Annotated in this window: 19 protein-coding genes; 3 read left to right on the forward strand and 16 right to left on the reverse strand. The window is 62.7% G+C overall.

Features of this window, described 5'->3' with window-relative positions; translation table 11 throughout:
- The 13 genes from UP06_RS14625 to UP06_RS14685 form a co-directional block, all read right to left on the reverse strand.
- Complete coding sequence (locus tag UP06_RS14625) at nucleotides 1-1,215, reverse strand: TraB/TrbI/VirB10 family type IV secretion system protein (RefSeq protein ID WP_045003361.1); 1,215 nt, start codon at nucleotides 1,213-1,215, stop codon at nucleotides 1-3.
- Entirely contained in the window at nucleotides 1,212-2,225 is a 1,014-nt protein-coding gene (gene trbG, locus UP06_RS14630) for a P-type conjugative transfer protein TrbG (protein ID WP_045003362.1), read from the reverse strand. Before trbG ends, UP06_RS14625 begins: the two co-directional genes overlap by 4 nt.
- Before the next feature lie 17 nt (nucleotides 2,226-2,242).
- Entirely contained in the window at nucleotides 2,243-2,926 is a 684-nt protein-coding gene (trbF, locus tag UP06_RS14635) for a conjugal transfer protein TrbF (protein ID WP_045003364.1), read from the reverse strand.
- Nucleotides 2,926-4,179 carry a P-type conjugative transfer protein TrbL gene (gene trbL, locus UP06_RS14640; protein WP_045003366.1) on the reverse strand — a complete coding sequence of 418 codons (1,254 nt, stop codon included), beginning with the start codon at nucleotides 4,177-4,179 and terminating at the stop codon, nucleotides 2,926-2,928. The genes trbF and trbL overlap by 1 nt, the downstream gene beginning before the upstream one ends.
- A gap of 3 nt (nucleotides 4,180-4,182) precedes the next feature.
- A complete protein-coding gene (gene trbK-alt, locus UP06_RS14645) occupies nucleotides 4,183-4,560 on the reverse strand; it encodes a putative entry exclusion protein TrbK-alt (protein ID WP_045003367.1) in 378 nt (125 codons plus the stop codon).
- On the reverse strand, nucleotides 4,560-5,291 hold the full coding sequence (gene trbJ / locus UP06_RS14650) for a P-type conjugative transfer protein TrbJ (RefSeq protein ID WP_045003369.1): 732 nt from the start codon (nucleotides 5,289-5,291) through the stop codon (nucleotides 4,560-4,562). Before trbJ ends, trbK-alt begins: the two co-directional genes overlap by 1 nt.
- Nucleotides 5,288-7,729, reverse strand: a complete 2,442-nt coding sequence (gene trbE / locus UP06_RS14655) for a conjugal transfer protein TrbE (RefSeq protein WP_045003371.1) — start codon at nucleotides 7,727-7,729, stop codon at nucleotides 5,288-5,290. The genes trbJ and trbE overlap by 4 nt, the downstream gene beginning before the upstream one ends.
- Before the next feature lie 10 nt (nucleotides 7,730-7,739).
- Nucleotides 7,740-8,003 (reverse strand): VirB3 family type IV secretion system protein, encoded by a 264-nt coding sequence (locus UP06_RS14660; RefSeq protein ID WP_045003373.1) that lies wholly within the window; start codon nucleotides 8,001-8,003, stop codon nucleotides 7,740-7,742.
- The gene (locus tag UP06_RS14665) at nucleotides 8,003-8,275 is read right to left on the reverse strand and encodes a TrbC/VirB2 family type IV secretion system protein (RefSeq protein ID WP_245305483.1); all 273 of its coding nucleotides are present in this window, start codon (nucleotides 8,273-8,275) and stop codon (nucleotides 8,003-8,005) included. Before UP06_RS14665 ends, UP06_RS14660 begins: the two co-directional genes overlap by 1 nt.
- A gap of 50 nt (nucleotides 8,276-8,325) precedes the next feature.
- Nucleotides 8,326-9,246, reverse strand: coding sequence for a P-type conjugative transfer ATPase TrbB (trbB, locus tag UP06_RS14670; protein ID WP_197087291.1), 921 nt, complete (start codon nucleotides 9,244-9,246; stop codon nucleotides 8,326-8,328).
- A gap of 248 nt (nucleotides 9,247-9,494) precedes the next feature.
- Entirely contained in the window at nucleotides 9,495-9,920 is a 426-nt protein-coding gene (locus UP06_RS14675) for a CopG family transcriptional regulator (protein WP_045004167.1), read from the reverse strand.
- A gap of 4 nt (nucleotides 9,921-9,924) precedes the next feature.
- Nucleotides 9,925-11,916, reverse strand: a complete 1,992-nt coding sequence (locus tag UP06_RS14680; protein WP_045003376.1) for a conjugal transfer protein TraG — start codon at nucleotides 11,914-11,916, stop codon at nucleotides 9,925-9,927.
- Nucleotides 11,917-11,960: 44 nt separating this feature from the next.
- Nucleotides 11,961-13,724 carry a relaxase/mobilization nuclease domain-containing protein gene (locus UP06_RS14685; RefSeq protein WP_045003377.1) on the reverse strand — a complete coding sequence of 588 codons (1,764 nt, stop codon included), beginning with the start codon at nucleotides 13,722-13,724 and terminating at the stop codon, nucleotides 11,961-11,963.
- 261 nt (nucleotides 13,725-13,985) lie between these two features.
- Here UP06_RS14685 and tnpA point away from each other — a divergent pair, with 261 nt between their 5' ends.
- The 3 genes from tnpA (at nucleotide 13,986) to tnpC (ending at nucleotide 16,816) form a co-directional block, all read left to right on the forward strand.
- Nucleotides 13,986-14,861 (forward strand): IS66 family insertion sequence element accessory protein TnpA, encoded by an 876-nt coding sequence (gene tnpA / locus UP06_RS14690; protein ID WP_045003378.1) that lies wholly within the window; start codon nucleotides 13,986-13,988, stop codon nucleotides 14,859-14,861.
- Nucleotides 14,858-15,211 (forward strand): IS66 family insertion sequence element accessory protein TnpB, encoded by a 354-nt coding sequence (gene tnpB / locus UP06_RS14695; RefSeq protein ID WP_045003380.1) that lies wholly within the window; start codon nucleotides 14,858-14,860, stop codon nucleotides 15,209-15,211. Before tnpA ends, tnpB begins: the two co-directional genes overlap by 4 nt.
- A gap of 69 nt (nucleotides 15,212-15,280) precedes the next feature.
- Nucleotides 15,281-16,816: an IS66 family transposase gene (gene tnpC / locus UP06_RS14700; RefSeq protein ID WP_045003381.1), complete on the forward strand. Its 1,536-nt coding sequence runs from the start codon at nucleotides 15,281-15,283 to the stop codon at nucleotides 16,814-16,816.
- 106 nt (nucleotides 16,817-16,922) lie between these two features.
- Here the strand turns inward: tnpC and UP06_RS14705 are convergent, their stop codons facing one another.
- The 3 genes from UP06_RS14705 to UP06_RS14715 form a co-directional block, all read right to left on the reverse strand.
- Entirely contained in the window at nucleotides 16,923-17,639 is a 717-nt protein-coding gene (locus UP06_RS14705; RefSeq protein ID WP_045004169.1) for a lytic transglycosylase domain-containing protein, read from the reverse strand.
- A gap of 179 nt (nucleotides 17,640-17,818) precedes the next feature.
- Nucleotides 17,819-18,331, reverse strand: coding sequence for a S26 family signal peptidase (locus UP06_RS14710; protein ID WP_045003383.1), 513 nt, complete (start codon nucleotides 18,329-18,331; stop codon nucleotides 17,819-17,821).
- Nucleotides 18,328-18,792 carry a DUF2840 domain-containing protein gene (locus UP06_RS14715; protein WP_045003385.1) on the reverse strand — a complete coding sequence of 155 codons (465 nt, stop codon included), beginning with the start codon at nucleotides 18,790-18,792 and terminating at the stop codon, nucleotides 18,328-18,330. Before UP06_RS14715 ends, UP06_RS14710 begins: the two co-directional genes overlap by 4 nt.
- Nucleotides 18,793-18,985 lie beyond the last annotated feature (193 nt).

An 18,985-nucleotide genomic window follows, 5' to 3' on the forward strand; every position in this document is an offset into this window, starting at 1 on the left:
TTACCCTCTGTAAGGCTCAAGTACGAGGTCTCGGTTGACGATGACTCGAACCGGAAATCCTGGCCTGATCGTGAGCGTTGGCTGGATGTTGAGATTGCGCTGAACGATCTTCTGGCCTGTTTGATTTAAGCTATCGCTCGATCCGCGGCGAAGAGCTTGAATGATGTCACCGTTGTTGCCGGTGTCGGAGCCGGCTCCCACTTCGCTGCCGACAGCCAGCAGCGTCGAAAGGGCTGCAGCCTTGAACAACTCGCCCCAATGGTTGTCGACATCATCTTCCAACCCTGAATATCCTGCCCCATCCGCACCTGGCTGTCGCTCCAGGATGATCGAACGACCATTCGGCATGATCAAGCGTGTCCAGACCAGCAGCACGCGTGACTGACCGAATGCGATCTGGCTGTCATAGGTTCCGATCAAACGAGCTCCCTGTGGGACCAGCAGCAAGCGACCGGATGGTGTGTCAAAAACATTTTCGGTCACCTGCGCCGTGATCTGCCCGGGCAGATCTGAGCGTATGCCCGTGATGAGAGCCCCAGGAATAACCGTCCCTGCCTGTACCACATACGGCGAAGCCGGCTTCGTGACGCGATCCGGGCTCGTGGTACGGCGATCAACCGATGCATTGACGAAGGCAAGTTTGCGGTCCTGGCCGTTCTGTGCAAAGCCGTCATCAGTTCCCTGCATGGACGATGCGGCCGCTCGGTCCACGCCCGAAGCCTGAGCTGCAGCGGGCATCGTCTCGCGAACATTGGTGGAGGCGAACAAGCGGCTCACACGCGCGGCTTCGATCTCCTGGTCGCGGCGCTGCTGCTCCTGATCGAAGCCCGTCGTGGTTGTGGTTGGCAGCTGCCCCTGAGCGGCAAGGATTGGCCGGCCGAGATCACCAGGAAGCGGTGGGCCCAGCGAGGGCACCTGGCGCGGAACGCCAGCATAGTCCCGCGGCAATCCGGCGAGGCCATCAGCGACGTTATGGTGATCGGTGCTGTAGAGTTCGTCCGGCGCGGGTCCGCGCGGGCGGTTGTTTTGGAGAGCCCAAAGCACTGCACCCCCAACAAGAACCAATGCAACGGCGGTCCCTCCCGCCAGGACCTTTCGGGACAGCCGCGTGACGCGCGGATGATCTGCCCTTAACCGGAACCCCTGCGCCAATTCTTCCGACCTGTTTGCCTCGCCAGGCTGCACGTTGCCGTCATCACTCTGAAGCGTGTTCATGACGACGGCCTCCCGTCGGTCCGGACAATCCGGACTTTCTGCTGATGCTCGCCACCAAGCCGCAACTCCGCGGCCGCAAAGAGCCGGTCGACGATCAGGACGTTGCCGTAGGCGCGGTAGTTCACGATCTCGGTCTTGCCGTCATGACCAATGACGAAGAGAGGCGGCATCTCGCCTTGAACGATGCCCTGCGGGAACTCGATATAGACCTTGCGTCCATCGTCATAAGCAGTCAGCGGCCGCCAGGGCGGACCGTCGCCTTCAATGGCGTAGCGGAAACGGCGCTGCGTCGGATCGGGCAACACCGGCGTCAAAGCCACGGGCCGCACCCTGCCCGGCCGGTCCTCCGGATAGTACCAGGCGACCGAAGGCATGTAGGGCTTTTCGCGGGCGCGTAACTCGATCAGGTAGGTGCGCCGATCGGTGTTGACGACGAGATTGGTTTCGATCGAAGCGCGAGTCGGCTTCACCAGGATATGGACGCGCCGGGTATCTCCGTTGCCACTTTCGGTATCGCCGACCACCCAACGAACGGTGTCGCCCGCCGCGACAGGACCCGATCCCGTGAGTTGTTCGCCTTCCTCGAGCGCGATATCGGTGATTTGCCCGGGCGCGGCATAAATCTGGTACAGCGCACCTGGACTGTAGGCGTAGACCTGCGCCGCGTTAAAGTATCCCTTCTTGCGCGGTTCGACACGCGCCGCACTGTTCGCGGTCTCAACCCGGCTCACCGGCTCAGTCTCCTCCTTGCTGCCGGACTTACCGCCTAGGGCCGGCTTCCAGAGTGGCGGGACATGAAGCGGCCGCAGCTTGTCGTCGGCAGGCACCGGCGGCGGAGGCAATGGCGGAACGTCACTGTCGTAGCTGATCTCGGGCGGCGCAAACGTGGAGCAACCAGCCAAAGCAGAAGCGCAAAGCAGCAGTGCCGGAAGTATCGCCCTTCGGAGCGCCGAACCATCTGACCTGAATGAGACGGAGCGACTGCATGAAGTCCGGCGCGGAGAAGCCATATTACGAAATCGCGTATTCACTGCCCAAGCTCCTTCGACCAGTTGATGGCGTGGACGTAGACGCCGAGGGGATTCTTGCGCAGCCGATCGGCATCGCGCGGCGTCTCGATCACAACGCTGAGAATGGCCGTCCAGCGCTCGGTTGAACTGAGAGACCCGTTGTCGTAGGAGCGCTGAACCCACGCCACACGAAAACTCTCCATCGACGCGCGAATAACGCTGGATACCTCGACCGACACCTGCACTTTGCCGAGCCTGGCAAAGGGATCGTTGGTTCGGGCGTAGTCATTAAGAGCGGCAGCACCACGATCGGTCGTAAAGTCGTAGGCGCGCAGCCAATTCTGACGCAACACGATGGCGTCAGCCGGCAGGCCCCGGACATCCTCGATGAATCGCGCCAGGTGGTAGGCGATCTGTGGGTCTGTCGGCTGGTAGTCCGTATTGGCCGGAGCCACCCGCTGGGCCTGACCAAGATGATCGACCTCGACCACCCAGGGCGTGATCGTGCCTTGGGTCGACTGCCAGACAAGACTGCCGGCGAGGCCCGTCGACAGCGCGAGGCAGCCGAATGCCATCAATCGCCAGTTTTTTGCCTGCACGCGGGCTGACCCGATACGGTCGTCCCAGACTTGCGCTGCTTTTTGATAGGGCGTGACGGGCTCGGGCATGCGGCCGTAGTGAACGGATGGGCGTTTAAACATCAGTGGTTTCCTTCAGAGAGGTCGATCGATGCGCCGCCTCCACCATGGTCGCCGGAGCGAACGGCATGGGTGACGTTTGATGCGCCATGGCTGATGGTCTGGGCGCGCTTCATGCGCCGCGCCCAATCGGGCGGACTATCTGACGCGGTGTTCCCGGTCGCGGCGCCCCCTGTGGTTGGCGCCTGGCCAGCCGATTGAGCGCTGTTGCTGAGAGTTGCCACGGCCCGGCGCAGCGGGCTTGCCACTGCCGAGAGCCCGGCATCGGCGACACCGCTCAGGCCGCCACTGCGATAAGCCGCGGACGCACTGCTTGCGAGCGTGGCACCACCTCGTGCAGCTCCCGCCATCGCTCCCCCCGCCAGCCCGGCTCCGCCCGCAGCGAGACCAGCGCCTGCGACAACAATGCCGCCGGCAGCAAGGCCTGTTCCGACCGCGGCACCCGCGCCGAGCTGAGGTCCGCCGGACACCAGGCCGTTGGCGATCCCAGGACCAAAAATGCCGAGACCGAGCAGCGTCAATGCCGCGAGCACCAGCGCCATAGCGTCTTCGATGGTCGGCTGCCCGCCGTTGAACCCGGACGTGAACTGAGAGAACAGTGTCGAGCCGATGCCAACAATGACGGCCAGGACCAGGACTTTGATGCCCGACGAGACGACATTGCCGAGTACACGCTCAGCCGCAAATGCGGTCTTTCCGAACAAACCAAAGGGGATCAGCACGAAGCCGGCGAGTGTCGTCAGCTTGAACTCGATGAGAGTCACGAAGAGCTGGATCGCCAGAATGAAGAAGGCGAGCAGCACCACGACCCAGGCGAACAGCAAAACGACGATCTGGACGAAATTTTCGAAAAAACTGATGTATCCCATCAGACCTGAGATCGAGTCGAGGATCGGCCGGCCGGCATCGAGGCCAACTTGGGCAATCCGCCCTGGCCGCAAAAAATCTGCGGATGACAGGCCTGTGCCGGAGGCTTTGAGCCCGAGACCGGCAAAGCTCTCGAACACGATACGAGCGAGATTATTCCAGTTGCCGATCAGGTAGGCGAAGACGCCGACGAACAGAGTCTTTTTGACGAGCCGTGCGATCAGATCGTCGTCCGTCCCCCAGCTCCAGAATAAAGCCGCGAGGGTAATGTCGATGGCGGCTAACGTCGTTGCAAGAAAGCCAACTTCGCTACCCAGAAGGCCGAAGCCGGAATCAATATAGCGGGTATAGGTATCGAGGAACTGATCGATCACGCCGGTGCCTGTCATGACTTACTCGCTCTCCGGGAGGGCCACCGACGGATAACCTTTTGGCATCCGGCTCTGATCCTTTGGCGGCGACTCAGACAGTTGGCTGGAGAGCGCATCACTGCGAGCGGGAGCCGTCGCACTTCCCTTCTGACCGAAAAACCGGCCTCGGTTCTCAGCCCAGATCCGACGACAGTCGTCGTAGGTTGCCGTCTGTTCCGGCGTGACCGTCCGGCAGCGCGCCAGGCTGGAGGCGAGCGTGCCCGTGGTCCGTGGACCCGCCGAATTCGCCGTTTCGTCGCCATCACCGCGGAGCTGGATGGCGCATGCCGCCATCACCAACATCACGGATGCGGCTGCCGCGACAACCGGCAGTCGTTTGAACCTGCTGAACGCACTCATCAATGAAACATCTGCACGTCTTGGGATTGATAGCCTTGACCCGGGGTCAGAAACCGCCGCAGCTGCTCGCGGCCCTGATCCTGCGCCGCTGCGCGTTGAGCGGCTTCAAGGCTCTGCGCCCTGCCCTGGGCGGCCACGATCGCCGTGAGATCGCCGAGCTGCTGAGCCTGAAGCGCAAGGATCTGGTTGCCGGCCTGCGTGGCCTGCAGAGCGCCGCTTGCGCCCTGGCTCGAAGTCACCAGCGCCGACGTCTGGGTGCGGTTGGTGTCGAGATTGCCGACAACGCCGGCCTGCACACGCAAGGCGTCCTGCAGCGCGGCGACCGAGTTCTGCCAACGCGATTGCGCGTTGGTGATGAGTGCTTGATTGGATTGGCTGCTCGTCGCCGGCGCATAGTTGGTCGAGAACGCACGGTCGATCTGCTGCACATCATAGGCTATGCGCTGGGCCTGAGCGAGCAGTTGCTGGGTACGTTGGATCGACGATTGAAGTTGTTGTAGCGACGAGTATGGCAGGTTCGCCAGATTCTTCGCCTGGTTGATCAGCATCTGCGCCTGGTTTTGCAGCGACGTGATCTGGTTATTGATCTGCTGCAGCTCGCGCGCCGCCGTCAGGACATTCTGGACATAGTTGTTCGGATCGAAGACAATCCACTGCGCAGATGCTGGTGACACCGCAGCAAGCGACAACGCGACCGCGCTCGCCGCCGCGAGAACGCAAAGACGTCTCATAACAATGTCTCCAGATTGCTCAGATTTGGGATCAGATCAGTGGCCCACGAAGCGTCGCGATGCCGGAGCCAGGCGGGCACAAAGCCGTCGCGGCCGTGTTCTGCGAGCAGGCGTTCGATTGCCGCCTGGTCGGTCTTGGAAGAGGCCGCCGTAAAAGCGAGCGCGACTTCGCCCAGACCCAACTCGAACATCCGATTGCCGCGGCGGGACTGGCAGTAGTAGTCGCGCTTCGGTATTGCCCGGCTCAAAAGCTCGATCTGCCGGTCGTTGAGACCAAAGCGGCGATAGATCGCCGTGATCTGCGGCTCGATCGCGCGTTCGTTCGGCAGCAATATGCGGGTCGGACAGCTCTCGATAATGGCGGGCGCAATGCCTGATACATCGATGTCCGAGAGCGACTGCGTCGCGAAAATGACCGAGGCGTTCTTTTTGCGCAACGTCTTCAGCCATTCGCGCAACTGCCCAGCAAAGTCCTCGTCATCGAGCGCCAACCAGCCTTCGTCGACGATGAGCAGGGTCGGGCGGCCGTCGAGACGATCTCCAATGCGGTGAAAGAGATAGGCTAGGACTGCGGGGGCGGCGCCGGTGCCAATCAATCCTTCAGTTTCGAAGGCCTGAACGGACGCTTCACCGAGGCGCTCAAGTTCGGCATCGAGCAGCCGGCCGTAGGGCCCTCCCAGGCAATAAGGTTGGAGGGCCCGCTTCAGCGCCGTTGACTGGAGCAGAACGGAAAGACCGGTCAGCGTGCGCTCCTGGATCGGAGCCGAGGCCAGTGACGTCAAGGCGGACCACAAATGATCCTTGGCTTCTGGCGTGATCTCGATTTTTTCCCGCGTCAGGATCGCGGCGATCCATTCCGTCGCCCAACCCCGCTCGGAGGCATCGTCGATCCAGGCCAGCGGCTGCAGCGCAACAGGCTCGGACGCATCGTCCGACAGCGCACCCCCGAGGTCATGCCAGTCGCCACCCATAGCGATGGCAGCCGCCCGGATTGATCCGCCGAAATCGAAGGCAAAGATCTGCGACCCCGGATAGCGGCGGAACTGCAACGCCATCAACGCCAGCAGCACCGATTTCCCAGCGCCGGTCGGACCAACTACCAGCGTATGACCGACGTCACCGACATGGAGAGAAAATCGGAACGGGGTCGAACCCTCGGCTTTTCCGAACAGCAGAGGCGGGCCTGCGAAGTGATGATCCCTCACCTCTCCGGCCCAGACCGCCGATAGCGGAATCATATGGGCCAGGTTGAGGGTCGAGACCGGTGGTTGCCGGACATTGGCATAGGCATGCCCCGGCAAACTGCCGAGCCAGGCTTCGACAGCGTTCACCGTCTCGGTCATCGAGGTAAAGTCGCGACCCTGCATCGTCTTTTCGACCAGACGCAGCTTCTCATCGGCCACGCGCGGGTCGTCGTCCCACACGGTGACAGTCGCAGTCACGTAAGCTTCGCCGATCTGGTCGGAGCCCAGCTCCTGGAGGGCGGCATCGGCGTCCATCGCCTTGTTGTGGGCGTCCGTGTCGAGCAGCGTCGATGCCTCGTTCGTCATCACCTCTTTGAGGATGGCGGCGATCGACTTTCTCTTGGCGAACCATTGCCGCCGGATCTTCGTCAGCAATTTGGTGGCATCGGTCTTGTCGAGCATGATCGCACGCGTCGACCAGCGATACGGAAATGCCAAACGATTGAGTTCGTCGAGTATTCCCGGCGTCGTCGCGGTCGGAAACCCGACGACAGTGAGAACGCGCAGATGCGACGCACCCACTATCGGCTCGAGGCCGCCGGTCAGCGGCTGATCCGCCAGCAGCGCATCGAGATACATCGGGATCTCGGGCACCCGAACGCGGTGGCGCCTCGTCGACACGCAGGAGTGCAGATATGTCAGCGTCTCCGGGTCATCCAGCCAGGCGCATTCGGGCATAAAGCCCTCGACCAGCTGCAGCACCCGATCGGTGCGGTCGACGAATCCGCGCAACACTTCGCGGGCGTCGGCGTTCTCAGTCCGATCGCGGCCCTCGTAGAGAAACCGTTCCGCCCGCGCGGCGTCCTCGGCCGGCGGCAAATAGAGGAATGTGAGGAAATAGCTCGACTCATAGTGAGCTCCCGCCTCCTCGAACTGGGCTCTGCGCTCCGCATCAACCAATGCGGACGCCACATCCGGAAACGTGCTTGCCGGATATCGGAATGCAGCATGGCGCTGAGCCTCGACAAAAACGGCCCAGCCCGAGCCAAGACGGCGCAAGGCGCTGTTGAGGCGGCCAGCGACGGCGACGAGTTCGGCCGGGACTGCGCTGTCGAGGTCCGGTCCGCGGAACCTTGCCGTGCGTTGGAACGAACCGTCCTTGTTGAGGACGACGCCCTCCCCAACCAATGCGGCCCACGGCAGGAAATCCGCGAGGCGGGTGTTTGAGCGGCGGTATTCGGCAAGATTCATCATGACCAAGAACTCAAATGCTGAGATGACCGGGAATGCGCAGATGACGGCGCACCACATCGACGAAGGCGGGATCGCGCTTGGCAGCCCACACCGCGGCCGCATGGCCTATCGCCCACAGCAAAAGACCCGCGATCCAGAGCCGCAGACCGAGACCAAGGGCGGCTGCGAGGGTGCCGTTGACGATGGCGACCGCCCGGGGCGCGCCACCCATCAGGATCGGTTCGGCCAGCGCGCGGTGCACGGGCGCCACGAAGCCAGCGACAGGCTCGTCCATCAGATCAGGACCCCGCCACCGAACGAAAAGAATGACAAAAAGAAGCTCGATGCGGCGAAGGCGATCGACAGGCCGAACACGATCTGGATCAACCGGCGAAAACCACCGGAGGAGTCACCGAAAGCGAGCGTGAGACCCGTGACGATGATGATGATCACCGCGATGATCTTGGCGACCGGTCCCTCGACCGATTGCAGGATCTGATTGAGCGGCTGCTCCCATGGCATGTTGGAGCCGGCAGCCCAAGCCGGAGCGGCAGCGAATAGAACCATGCCTGATGCGCTGAGCGACATGGCACGTAGAGAAAGAGATGATCGAGGTCTCATATTTGGTCTCCTGCTGATGAAAGGCTGTAGTCGCCGGCGGGTCCGAGCCCGGTGACGCGGGCGAGTTCGGTGAGACGACGATCCGTGCCGCGGCCGGCTAGCACGGCGACGATGTTGATGGTTTCAGCGATCAGGGCGCGCGGAACGGTGATGACCGCTTCCTGAATGAGCTGCTCCAGCCGGCGCAGTGCGCCCAGCGCCGTCCCGGCATGAATGGTGCCGATGCCACCGGGATGGCCGGTGCCCCAGGCCTTGAGCAGATCGAGTGCTTCGGCGCCGCGCACCTCGCCGATGGGGATGCGGTCCGGCCGCAAACGAAGCGACGACCGCACGAGGTCTGACAGTGAGGCCACGCCGTCCTTCGTGCGTAAGGCCACGAGGTTCGGCGCCTTGCACTGCAGTTCGCGGGTATCCTCGATCAGTACGACGCGGTCGGAGGTTTTGGCGACTTCCGCAAGAAGGGCGTTGGTCAACGTGGTCTTGCCGGTGGAGGTACCGCCAGCGACCAGAATGTTCCTGCGTGCGGCGACGGCGCTGCGCAAGGCCTCAGCCTGCTCCGAGGTCATGATGCCGGAGGCGACGTAGTCGTCGAGCGTGAAGACGGCAACCGCTGGCTTGCGGATAGCAAAGGCTGGAGCCGCGACCACCGGCGGCAACAGGCCTTCAAAGCGCTCGCCGGTCTCGGGCAGTTCAGCGGAAACGCGCGGCGCACCAGCATGCACTTCGGCACCAACGTGGTGCGCCACCAGCCGAACGATGCGTTCTCCATCGGCGGCCGAAAGGGTCTCTCCTGTGTCGGTCAAGCCACTCGACAGCCGGTCGATCCACAACCGGCCATCGGGGTTGAGCATCACCTCGACGATCGAGGCGTCCTCCAGGTATCGCGCAATAGCTGGGCCAAGCGCGCTGCGGAGCATGCGCGCGCCGCGCGAGATCACCTCTGCTTGAGTCGAATGAATTGCCACCGCCGCCCCCAACAAAGAGGCCACTTAAGAAGCGCCCTCTGATGGGGATGAATAGAAAAGGCAGGAACTGGCCGGCGCAACAACCCTCCCAAGGCGATCGTAGATTGGCGTAGAAACAGAAAGACTCGGCGAGATCAGTGATCCCGAAGACTTTGCTATCGACGTCTCGGCCCTGAGAATTCAGGCTTCTGAGAAGTCCATCAGACCCGGTCATCCGGTTTTTGGGTTGCTATGTCGTCCGGGATCTCGCGCAAGAAGCTCTGACCCTTCTGTAAGCGGCGGCCAAGGGTCTCGATAAAACCTTCAAAACGCTCGCGGCCCTTGATCTGGGCGGCAGCCTGCGCATCGTTCGGCAAGGGTGGCGTGATCGTCAGCCAGAAGCGGACGAACAACGCCAGTGTCTCGGCGGTAAGGCCTACATCCCGCTCCAGCCTCTGCATCTGTCGCGACAGGCGGTCGAGACGGCGCGCAAACGCCGCCTCGCGCCTGTCCTCTCCGTCGGGAGATAAGAACGAGGCGACGGCTGCTTCCACGATCGCCGATCGAGAAAGCTTCTTGCGGTCGGCAAGATCGGCGATCTGCCTCAAAAGCTCCGGCGGGAAATACACATTCATCCGGTCCCGCATGGTCTCACAACTCCATGCCATCATTCGGGTCGAGCGAGACCTGGCGAGCGATGCCACGCATCTGCTGGCGCAGAATGCGGGCCTGACTGGCGGCATCCTCCGACTCGTCGTCGAGTACAATGGAAAACTCGTCCGCCGGCCTCGGTTCGGTCGTCTCCTTGGCGATGGCGACATGGTCGGGGAGCTCGGGTTCGCGGCGCAAGCCGCTGTTGGCGGCATCCTTTTCGGCCCGCTCGATTTCTGCGAGCAATACCGTGTCCGGCACCTGCGGCTTCAGCACCGACCATCCGTCCGTCCGTGACGACCGGCCGGACTTCGCGGGATCGGGCGCCGCCAGCACCCGTTCGGTGAAACGGTGATCCTCGTAATAGCGAGCTTTCTTCGCCCGGATCGGGGGCGTGCCGGCAACCATGACGATCTCGTCAGTGGGCGGGAGCTGCATCACTTCGCCCGGGGTAAGCAGCGGCCTAGCCGTCTCCTGCCGCGAGACCATGAGGTGACCAAGCCACGGATTCATCCTGTGACCAGCATAGTTCTTCATGGCTCGCATTTCGGTCGCCGTACCGAGCGCATCGGAGACACGCTTGGCCGTGCGCTCGTCGTTGGTGGCAAAGCTGACGCGGACATGGCAGTTGTCGAGGATCGAGTTGTTGGCGCCATAGGCTTTCTCGATTTGGTTCAGCGACTGCGCGATCAGGAAGCTCTTGATGCCGTAACCTGCCATGAAGGCCAGCGCGGATTCGAAGAAGTCGAGGCGGCCGAGCGCCGGGAACTCGTCGAGCATCATCAGGATGCGGTGACGGCGATCCTTCGCGTGCAGATCCTCGGTGAGCCTGCGGCCAATCTGATTCAGCACCAGGCGGATCAGAGGCTTGGTCCGCGAGATATCGGACGGCGGTACCACGAGGTAGAGCGTCGCTGGCCGCGGATCGGCGATCAGGTCAGCAATCCGCCAATCACAGCGGCAGGTGACCTCGGCGACGACGGGATCGCGGTAGAGGCCGAGAAACGACATGGCGGTCGAAAGCACGCCCGACCGCTCATTGTCGGACTTGTTCAGCAACTCGCGTGCGGTCGAGGCAACGACGGGATGCGGACCTTTCTCGCCGAGGTGCGGCGTGGTCATCATCGCCTGCAGCGTCGTCTCGATCGGCCGCTTGGGATCGGAGAGGAACGCGGCGACGCCGGCCAGTGTCTTGTCCACCTCGGCATAGAGGACATGCAGGATAGCGCCGACGAGCAGTGAATGGCTGGTCTTCTCCCAATGGTTCCGCTTGTCGAGCGATCCCTCCGGGTCCACCAGCACATCGGCGACGTTCTGGACGTCACGCACCTCCCACTCGCCGCGGCGGACCTCGAGCAGCGGATTGTACGCCGACGACTTGGCGTTGGTCGGATCGAACAGCAGCACGCGGCCGTGCTGCGAGCGGTAGCCGGCGGTGAGCTGCCAGTTCTCGCCCTTGATGTCGTGAACGATCGCCGAGCCCGGCCAGGTCAAGAGAGACGGCACGACCAGACCGACTCCTTTGCCGGAACGGGTCGGCGCGAAGCACAGCACATGCTCCGGGCCGTCGTGACGGAGATAGTCATGGCCGAGCCGGCCGAGCACGACGCCATCGGCGTCAAGAAGCCCGACTGTCTTCACCTCGCGCGGTTGGGCCCAGCGCGCCGAACCATAAGTCGCGACGTTCTTCGCCTCACGCGCTCGCCAGACCGACATGCCGATCGCCGCCGCGATCGAGATGAAGCTGCCGGACGCAGCTATGAAGGCGCCCTCGACGAAGACCTGTGGCGCATAGGCGTCGTAGATGTACCACCACCAAAAGAAGACCGGCGGATAGTAGACCGGCATCCCGGCGAGTTCGAACCACGGCCGGCCGAGCTCCGGCTGGAAGCCGAGCCGCCACGCCGTCCACTCGGTGGCGCCCCAGATCGTGAGCAACACGATCAGGAAAACGACGGTGATCTGGCCCCAGAGGATTTTGGTCGCGGACATGGCGGACGTCCTTCTTGTGATTAAGCCTCGTGGAAACAATGGAGCTACAAGCCAAGGTCTCGTTTGCGACCAAGCGTCCATTCGATGCCGCCACCGCCCTTGGTGACGCCGGCGACGTGCTGGCCGAGCTTCTTCTCGATCTCGCGCGACCAGGGCACGAGTTGGAAGCCGAGGCCGTTGTCGATCATGGCGAAGCGGCCGGAGGCGAGCGTCAGGCGTTGACGATAGGTGCCGGCCACATGCTCGCCGGTCGCGGCCTTCATGTGCGGCAAACCCGTCGTGGCTGAGAGTTCTGCACCCACCGCGTCCAGTTCGCGTCGACGCAAAGTGTTCAAGAGATCGCGCTGTATGATGACGCGCTGGCCCTGTCGCCGGCCGAGCCCCTCGCCCGCGAGATGTTCGGCACGAGCCTGCATGGCGTCGCGCGCTTCGCGACCAAACCCGCCCATGGAGAGCGGCATGGGATCGCTCTCAACGAGGCGATGGTCGATCCAGGTCGCGCCGGGAGCGGTAATCTGCTGGTTGAGGTCGAAATCGCTGCGGTTGGCGAGCACCAACATCGGGCGCCGGTCGTCCGGCCCCGCAAAGCGGCGGACCTCGACGATCCCGCCGATCGGCGGGGCGTGCTCGAATGCCTCGATGCCTCGGAAGCGAACGTGGTGGGCGCGTCCGTCCGTGCCATCGATCACGGCGTAGGCCTCGCCGCTCAGTTCGTCATGGAGTCCCCTGTCGACCAGCCGGCCGATGATCGGCGATCCCGGCTTCTCACCATCGATCACATAGTCACCGACGCCACGGGCCTCCCCCCGGTCGGTGAAGACGCGGTGCATAGTCTTGATGACGTCGCCGCGCATGCCGAGGTCGCGGAGATTGCGCTCGGCCTCCAGCCCGACCATCCATTCGCCGGGGCCGGCAGGCGCAGCGAGGCCCATCTTCTCCAGGTGCTGGAGCCGTCCGATCATCAGGCTGCGGATTTCGGGGTCGGCCGCGCCCGGGTTTTCGGGGCGCAGGTCGATGGCGCCGGCTTCATCGGCGGCCATACGGATCTCGACGTCGAGCCGCGTCCAGCGTTCGGCCGAGATCTCCTTTTCCAAGGCGTTGCGGATCTCGTGCTCGGGCTTCGGACCAAGTTCGATCGAGACCAATTCCTCAGCGCGCGAGCGCAGGCCCCGGCTGATGTAATCTCGCGAGATCACGAGGTCGGCGCCGGTCTGATCGACTCCCCGCACGAGCAGATGAACATGTGGATTGTCCGTGTTCCAATGATCGACGGCGACCCAATCGAGCCGAGTACCGAGATCGGCTTCCATTTGCCTGGCAAGATCGCGCGTGAAAGCTTTGAGATCGGTCATCTCGCCGGCGTCCTCGGGCGAGATGATGAAGCGGAAATGATGCCGGTCGTCCTTGCAGCGATCCGCGAAGGCCGCGTCGTCGGTGCGGTCACCACCGGCATCGAACATCACCGCCTTCTCGCTGTTGCGGGTGACGCCGTCGCGTTTCAGATAGGCAAGATGAGCGGTCAATGGCGCGGAACGGAACGAACGGCCCTGATGGCGAACGACACGTGCCTTCACCACCACGCGCCGCGCCGGGCTGAACAGGCGGTTGCGGCCAAAGCTGATCCGGCCACGCCCGAAGGTCGAGCGCCCGTAGCGCAGGGAGAGCTTACCCGCAGCGGAAAGACTGGAGGTGTGACCGGCCTTCTTCGCCGCACGCAGCACCTGGTTGATGAAGCTCTTGGGCTTTGGCGCTCGCGTGCCGCGGATACGCCCAGGCCGGACTCGTAAATCGCTGTCACCCACGCTCACGGCAAGGGCTCCACGAATACGGAATGGGGCGCAGTGCCGAAAAGACAATTGAATTCATTGGCGAAAGCATCAGGCGCGGCACGCGCCCCGACCGACCGGCACGGCCGAACCCAAGCCATTCCAATGGCTTGAGGTTCGACCGGCGAGCCGCTTTTATCTCGCCGTCCTGCTGTCGTGCTGTAAGCGTCCGAATCCTGCACGACTTTCCGAGAGTGCGTTGTCGTTCCATATCGGGTTCCTTGCTGCATTGGAGGATCTCCGGTGGGTACGGAATATTTCAAGAACGAAGCGCGTCGCTCTTTTTGGTCGGTACACGTTGAGGCGTGGCGGCGAAGCGGTCTCAGCAAGCGCAAATACTGTCGTCAGCATCGTCTCAGTGGCGGCACATTCGATCGCTGGCTGCGGCATCTGATTGACGCCGAAACGCTGAAAGTACGTGCGGAATTGCGTCGCGAGGAACGTCGGGAGCGGCTTCGCAAGAAGCGGAGTCCAGTGTCGAAGGACCAGCGCTGCAGAGCCGTCCAAGCGTTCTGGACAATGCACGTTGAAGCGATGAGGTGGTGCGGACTGAGCATGCAAGCCTATGCCCGGGCACATGGCATATCGCAGCACAGCCTGAAACGGTGGCGCGATCTGATCGACGCCAATGAGGTGGAAATCGACTGGCGGACGCAACTTCATCCGAGTGCCCGCCCACTAATAAGCACTAGTGTTAGCAGCGCTGCTAAGGGGTCTCGCGCAAGAAGCCGCTTGACAGATGCACCAGCCGTCGATCCGCCGAGCGACGAACGCGCCAACCGGCGTCGCTTCAGTGAGGAGGAAAAGCTCGCGATTGTGACCCAGTCCGAGCTCCCCGGTGCCACCGCTGCCGAGGTTTGCCGGCGCCACGACATCGTCACCAGCATGTTGTTCCGGTGGCGGGTACAGTTCGGGTTCAGCAAGCGAGTGCCGGCGAAATTGGCGGCTGTGAGGGTCGCCGGCGCACAATCCGCAACGCTCGTCCTGAACGATCTGTTGCAGCCGCCTGACGGCATGACGGTTGTCGAATTGGACGATGGGCGTCGCGTCTTCGCACCGATCGGCAGTGATCCGGATGCAGTCCGTCGCCACGTCATTGAGCAGGAGACTGCCCGATGATGATCGTGCCGGCCGGCGTGAAAGTGCATTTGGCTTTGGGATATACCGACATGCGGAAGGGCTTGGATGGCCTCGCCGCTCTCGTTCAGGAACACCTCAAGAAGGACCCATTCTCCGGCCACCTGTTTGCCTTCCGAGGCAAGAAGGCAAGCACGCTTAAGATCCTGTTCTGGGACGGCAACGGCCTTTGTCTGTTCAGCAAAAGGCTCGACCAAGGCGGCTTCATCTGGCCGAGAATGAGCGATCCGGGCGGCACGGTGACGCTGTCCCCGGCGCAGCTTGCCATGCTGATCGAAGGCATCGATTGGCGCACACCCGAGCGTCGATGGCGCCCGGTCATCGCGGGTTGAATCGCAAAAACACGCATAGAATATAGCGAAGTTGCTTCGTCGAATCAGCGTGTCCGAGTAGAATCGGTCATGCAGCTCGATCTCGACAATCTGCCGTCGGATACTGCGCTTCTGCATCGCCTGGTGCGCGACATTGCTTCGGTCATCACGCATCGGAACAGCGAGATCCAGCGTCTCCAGGCAATCATCAAACAGCTTCAGCGCGCACAGTTTGGGCGTCGTTCCGAGCGTCTCGACGCCGATCAACTCGCCCTTGGACTGGAAGACCTGGACGTCGATCTGTCGGCTGTCGAGGCAGATCAAGCCTCCGTGGAGGCGTCTGCGCCGACGCAGAAACTGCAGCCGAAGCGCAAACCTCTGCCGGGCCATCTGCCCCGCGAAGAGGTCGTGCTCAACGTCGATAGTGAGAAATGTGTGTGCTGCGGCGGCGCGCTGCATGCGATGGGTGAGAGCGTCAGCGAGATGCTGGACTGGGTGCCGGCGCAGTTGCGGGTGGTGCGCGTCTGCCGCCCGAAATATGCCTGCCGCGCCTGCGGAACGATCACGCAGGCACCGGCACCCGAACGACCGATCGCCGGCGGTTTGGCCACGCCAGCTCTGCTCGCACAGGTGCTGGTAAGCAAATATTGCGATCACACACCGCTCTATCGACAGGCGCAGATTTTTGCACGCCATGGCGTCGAACTGGAGCGTTCGACACTGGCCGGATGGGTCGGCGGCGCTTGCTGGTGGTTCAAGGCCCTGCACGATCGGCTGTGCAAGCACATGTTCGCGTCGGATCACTTGTTTGCCGACGACACTCCAATCCCTGTGCTCGATCCGGGCCGAGGCCGCACCAAGACCGGACGGCTGTGGGTGTATGCCCGCGATCAACGGAGTTGGGCTGGGCCTGAGCCGCCGGCTGCGGTTTATGTGTTCGCGCCCGACCGGAAAGCGGAGCGCCCGGCAGCGCATCTGACGCACTTTAGGGGCGTTCTGCACGTCGACGGTTACGCTGGATTCGAGCGGTTGACCGACGGCGGAAACGTCACTCTCGCCGCATGTTGGGCGCACGCCAGGCGCAAGTTCTATGAGGTTGCGCAAGCCGAGGACACGCCCAGCGCGCACGAGGCCCTGCGTCGCATCGCCAGCCTTTATGCCGTCGAAGCGCAGGTGCGTGGTCAATCGCCAGCGCATCGGCTGGCCACGCGGCGCGCACTCGCTAAGCCGATCATTGACAGCCTTCGCCTTTGGTTCGAGGTGCAGCTCCCGCAACTGCCCGGCCGCGGCAATCTCGCCGAAGCAATCCGGTATGCGCTGTCGCGCTGGGATGGATTGACCCGCTTCCTGCACGACGGCCGTATCGAACTCGATACGAACCCTGTCGAGCGAGCGATCCGACCTGTGGCACTCGGCCGCAAGAACCATCTCTTTGCCGGTAGCGACGGCGGCGGGGAACGATGGGCAATCCTCTGTTCGCTGATCGAGACGTGCAAGCTCAATGACGTCGAGCCTTACGCATACCTGCGTGACGTGCTGCAGCGAATGGTCGACGGACATCCGATCAACCGTCTGGACGAACTGCTGCCGTGGGCTTGGAACGCTCAGCATCCTGTCAAGGCCTGAGCTCATGTGCAGGATCCGGACGCATACGTCGTGCTTCCCCACTGCTCTCCCGATCCCCTCCATTCCTCTCCAGAGCACGCCAACGCATGCGAGCTTGCGCATTCGGTCATCGCGGGCCTCCCGCATCAGATCTCGCGACGAACAACCCTGTTGCCTGTGGCACAATGGCCGAGATGTCGTGAACGGAAGCGGTCGTCGGTGCCGGGTTCGGAGGGCGCACAGCCTGCAGGCGGACTGCGGCTATTGAGCTTTCAAACCGCACAATGAAGAGCGATCCCGCCGATGGACGCAGACTCACAACCGTGCTGGAAGCCGCACTATCGCTGCCGACGATTGGCACAAGTTTCTGCAAATAGACCTGGGTCTCAGTTGGCAATGGACGGCCGGCGAGATGCTCTTCGTAGCGAGCAGGTCCCGCATTGTAGGCTGCAAGGAGGCCTGGTGAACCGTAGCGGTCGCGCAGTTCGCGAAGGTACGCGGTCCCCGCAAGAATGTTGTCATGGGGATCGTAGGGATCGTTGCCGAGGCCGTATCGCAGGCGTAGCTCTGCCCACGTCTCTGGCATGATCTGCATCAGCCCAATGGCGCCTTTCGGTGACCTGGCACGCACGTCTCCGGCGCTTTCGACCTCTATGACTGCGCGTATCCAGTGCACCGGGACCCCGAAGCGACGCGAGGCCTCCTCGACAAAAGCCGTAAATCGATCGCTAGATCGATAACTGGCCGTAGGTTGCGTAGGGCGCGACTCGGCAACAGCAGCAGCGTGAATCATCGTCAGCGCAAAGAACAATGGTACGACAGCGCACAGGCTCCTCCCGAACAAACGCCAGCGTGCCGCCGTGCTCGCGCCCGTCCAGGGTAAAGCCGCTTCGCGCCGGCCTTTCGGCCGCCCTGGACCGCCGCTGCGCGCGACGGCTGCGGAACCGCTGGTCGGGACGGAGGAATGGTGCAGCACGTGGCCGAACAGAGGAATAGCAAATTGGATTCCCAAGATGCGCACGATCAGCCCTCCCAGGTCCACACTGGCAGCGCACGGCCGATGACAGCCGATACCGGTAGGAACCCAAAATAACGGCCGTCCAGCGAGTCCGCGGACTGCCAGTTCATGACAAAGAGTTCGTCCTCGCCGACGACGCGGCAGCCATGCCATTTCGGGAGCGGTCGACCACGACCATCGCGATCTCTGGCCTCGCCCATTTCGATCGCGTCGACGGAAATTTTGAGCCCGCTTCTGCAGACGGTCTGCCCGGGAAGCGCCAACACGCGTTTAAGCATCGGCAACCCGCCCGGCAGATAGCCATTCAGGTCTAGGAAGGTCGCAAGCGGCTCCGGTGGCTGTACGGCGAGGAGCTCCGTGACGAACAGGTTGTCAACCGGTCGCAAACGATAGAGGCCAACCGGTACGCTCTCGGATGCATTCCAGATGTAGAGCGGTGTGATCTCCAGAACGATTGGCGCGATAAGTGCGACGGCACCGCAGAGCATCGTGGTCAACGTCTTGAGCCGCGGTGTCATCGCATAACCCTCTGCCGGTGAAGCCATGCCTGGTGGCGGGCTCTCGTGTAGGGGCGCGGATTTTCGTTGACGGACAGACGATTATGAATGTGATGCCAATGATCAGGAGCGACGTCGGCGGGATCAATGCCGAGCACTTCGATGGCGTCGACCATCTGCAGTACCCGTTCGACTTTTGGCCAACCGGAGAGCCGCAGCAAAATCTCCCCGCCGGGTTTCACATAGGGCACCGTTGAACAACGCTGACCGACTGCGACTGCCCGCAAGATATCTATCCGCGAGATGACCGTGCCAAAATCACTTGAGGTCCAGCGGACGAACGCGAAGATGCTGCCGGGCGCAAATGACACGACACGCCGGCGGCGATCGAGAATCTTCTCCTCGACAATGCGGCCGAAGCGAATCCGGTTCTCGATACGCTTCTCAAGCCACAGAATCTCGACCTGCGTGAGATCGCTCATGAACCTCCTCCATGTTTGAAAAGATGAATCGGATTGCCGGTCGACGGCGATGCTGCGCGTCGGCCATGCGTTTCGGATCGCAGACAGTGATCGCGTGGGGTGAAACCTGGCAATCGACGGCGACGCTTGACCGGCCGCAATGCCGTCGCGACCCAGTCTTGCGCGGAGGGCACCTGTTGGCGCAGCCACGTTT

Origin of the sequence: Bradyrhizobium sp. LTSP857, assembly GCF_000938285.1 — a bacterium.
Classification (GTDB): Bacteria; Pseudomonadota; Alphaproteobacteria; order Rhizobiales; family Xanthobacteraceae; genus Bradyrhizobium.